At 71.6% G+C, this 2,223-nt stretch carries 2 protein-coding genes; both read right to left on the reverse strand.

Annotated features, from left to right (window positions below; all coding sequences use genetic code 11):
• Positions 1-91 precede the first annotated feature (91 nt).
• A complete protein-coding gene (locus AC08OU_RS23095) occupies positions 92-508 on the reverse strand; it encodes a DUF6112 family protein (RefSeq protein WP_462187218.1) in 417 nt (138 codons plus the stop codon).
• Positions 441-2,223 (reverse strand): MinD/ParA family ATP-binding protein (locus AC08OU_RS23100; RefSeq protein WP_476605788.1); only part of this gene is annotated, 1,783 nt, incomplete at its 5' end. The genes AC08OU_RS23100 and AC08OU_RS23095, both read right to left, overlap by 68 nt.

Genomic DNA, 2,223 nt, shown 5'->3' on the forward strand with positions numbered 1-2,223 from the left:
TTTCATTTCGACTCCTTACCAACGCCCACTCCCCTCACAAGACGGCACGGTCATCATCGCAATGTCCGCCCGCTGGTATCCGGGGAACAGGTCAGAAGAGCGTTGACGATGGGTCATGGACCACGCCGGGGTCAACGGCAACGGTGAGCTCGACGGCGGGTTGACGCTGGCCAGCCGGGTTAGGGTCGGGCGCGGTGGCCGTTGCGCCGGTGGCAAGGAAGAAGTTGACGAAGGCTGCCGCGGCACCGACGAGGAATGCGAGACCGAAGCCCGCGATCACACCGCTCTTGCCGACCATCGACGCGCGCTCGAGGCCCATCCGCTCGCCGAGTGCCCATGCGATACCACCCAGTAGCACGGCGGCGACTGCAGCGACCACCGCATAGGCCGCCAGGCCGTTGACCAGGTCTTTCAGAGCATTGATGCCAGGCGCCTTGGAGTCATCCGGGTTGACCTGTATCTCGGCGAGGACAACGGTCGCCTTGACGGCGGCGGCGTCCAGGATCATCTCGGTTCCTTTCCCACAGGCGGGGGCCGCCCGGCCGATCCGGTCCGGCGATCCTTGTGGGTGCCGTTGGTGACCGTAGGTCGCCAAATGATACGCCCTGCGCCGCACGGTGATCCTCGGTAGTCGCTCGTGGGCCGCCGGAAGCGTCAGAATCTGCACGGGCGGTGACCGCCTCCGCGGCGCCGCCAGCCGCGGCCCCCGGCTGATCGACAGCGCCCGCAGCGGCCGTGACCTCGGCTTTCGCGAGAGTGAACAGGGCTTCCACGGCAGCCGCGGCCAGCCGGAGATAGGCGCGGCGAGTACGTCGGCGTAGCCGAGGAATCCGTACCGGAGTATGCCTGCTGGGGTCGAGCCGGGCGTCGTACGGGATCCGGATCAGCGTGTCGACCTGCCTCCCGAGCCGGGCCGCCGCCGCGCGGGTCCGGGGCGAGGGACGGCCCCGGCGTGGCGCGATCATGGCCGCCACAATCATCGGCCCGCCGTGTCTGGCTGAGCCACCACCCGCCGCGTCCCGCAACGTACACAGTCTGGTGAGCGTCGCCTCCAGATCGGCGGCGGTCGCGAGCGTGACGAGGATGATGAGGTCCGCGGCCTGGACCGCCGTAGGCGTCAGCGGTGCCTCGGCCGGCGCGTCGACCAGCACCAGTGGATAGGAATGCGCGAGTAGGCCGAGCACGGACCGCAGTCCGGTCGGGGCGACGGTGTCGTCCGCGGGGACGACGGCGGACGCCTCGTCGCCGGAACCGTCACCGTCGTGCCGGTCGGCTCCTCCGCCAACACCGCGTCGCACGGGAAGCACGTCGAGGTCCCTGGTGCTGCCCGCGGGACGACCATTGATCATCAGGGGTAGATCGGTCACCGTACTGTCGGAGGCTTGCCGGCGGGCGACGTCGGCGACCGTCGTCGTTCCGGCCGCGCCGACCCGGATCGCGAGCGGATCACCGCGTGGTTCGTCCTCGTCCTCGGTGTCGGTGCCCACAGGCGACGATGGCGCCCCCCCGGGAGACTTCCCCGGCCAGAGATCGACCGCGAGGACCGGCTGCGCCCGCACCCCGGCGAGGGTCAGCCCGACGACTCCGGCAAGGGTGGTGGTCCCGGAGTAGGGGAACAGCGAGGTCACCGCGATCCGCCATGAACCGGGCAACGGGATACGGGCCCGGTCGCGCAGAGAGAGCCGTACCGGAATCTCTTCCCACGGTTCGAGATCGCGCACGCCGACCCACGGCTCCTGCCACGGCCACAGCCGACCGTCCGACGACGGCTGGCGACGCGAGACGGTCTGGCCGCCTGCCGCCGCGGCCTTGCGGGTGGATCGAGACGCCGGGTCCGGCTGCGGCTGCGGCTGCGCGGTGGGGAGTGCTGGAGCCGTCAGCTGCTTCATGCCCGCGGCGGGCGAGACGGGCGCGACGGGCACGGCCGGCGTGTAGCGGGCGACCGGCGGTGCGACCGGCACCGCGGAGATGTGGCCCGGGACGGACGATTCGGAGACGACCGGATGGTCCGTGGGAGGGGCCTGCGGATCCCCGGGGCTGGTTACCTCGATCGGGCTGGTTACCTCGATCGGGCCGGTCGGGGCTGGCCGGCCGGCCGCGGTGGATGGAACGGTTGCCGTCGGCGGATCGCTCGGGCCGCCGATCGACGCCGCATCCGTCGGCGCGGCCGGTGTCGTCCGCGGCGGCCGCGGAGGCTGCGGACGACGGGGCGCGGAGGCGCGC

The sequence above is a fragment of the Frankia sp. CcMO1 genome (assembly GCF_977945845.1).

Coding starts and splice junctions, on each gene's coding strand:
- AC08OU_RS23095 (WP_462187218.1), bottom strand. CDS start 508: ATGATCCTGGACGCCGCCGCCGTCAAGGCGACCGTTGTCCTCGCCGAG.